This window comes from Neisseria sp. P0021.S007 (assembly GCF_051956855.1).
The window spans coordinates 1-789 of the sequence record NZ_JBQCXA010000355.1 but is presented as its reverse complement, the minus strand read 5'-3'; the positions used below and the strand labels follow the sequence as shown (position 1 = coordinate 789).

The window sequence follows — 789 nt, the reverse complement described above, 5'->3', positions numbered from 1 at the left end:
GTAGTATTCGTAGGCGTAGCGGTTGAGGAGGTCGGTGAGTTGGCGGATATGTTGTGCGGTTTGATTCATGGAGGAGGGTTTTCAGACGACCTTCGTCTGATACAGGAGGATACGGGCAAAGGTCGTCTGGAAAATGATAGGTTGAAAACAGCTGAATTTTACCCGAAAAAAAGCGGATATGCCGTAACGACATATCCGCTTTGATTGCATTCGATTTTAGGAGAACAGGCGCAGGGCTTGTTTGCTGCCGGGTTTGATGCCGACTTTGAGCATTTCTTCCTGACGCGCCAAGACGTAATTGCGAATGTCTTTGAGCCATTGGGTAGAAACTTCTTCCATTTTGTCGTTGACCAAATCCAAGCCCAACTGACCGGAGAGGCGTACCGCCAAGTCCATGAAGAGGTCGAAGGTTTTTTCGCCGGCGGGCGCGTGCGGGATGTCGAGCAGCATACTGAAGCCTTTGTAGGACTGGTTGTCCAAGAGGGCGTTGGTAAACGCGTCGCCTGTGAGACTGTGGATGGCAAACATCGGACTGCCGGTTTGTCCGGTGTAGTGGAATGCGCCGTCTTCGCCCAACACGAAACCGAGGTTTTCAACAGAAGCGCGCAGTTCGACGCCGCTGATGTTGCTGTGTGAAACCAAGTGGATGGCGATGGTTTGATCGACGCGGGCGCAGAAGGTATCCAATGCCTGCGCGACTTCGGTAAACGCTGCCAAATCGGTGTGGAGGACTTTGCCGCCCATCAGTTGGGCGAAGGTGTCAACCTGTTGGTTGAACTGTTGCAATTC

At 52.6% G+C, this 789-nt stretch carries 2 protein-coding genes; one reads left to right on the top strand and one right to left on the bottom strand.

Translation table 11 applies throughout. From position 1 onward, the window contains the following. A partial coding sequence (locus ACTHUR_RS13320; RefSeq protein ID WP_440399001.1) for a hypothetical protein occupies nt 1-204 on the top strand: 204 nt, incomplete at its 5' end. Nucleotides 205-216: 12 nt separating this feature from the next. Here ACTHUR_RS13320 and ACTHUR_RS13315 read toward each other — a convergent pair. Continuing rightward, nucleotides 217-789: cell division protein ZipA C-terminal FtsZ-binding domain-containing protein (locus tag ACTHUR_RS13315; protein ID WP_440399000.1), on the bottom strand; the 573-nt coding region annotated here is incomplete at its 5' end.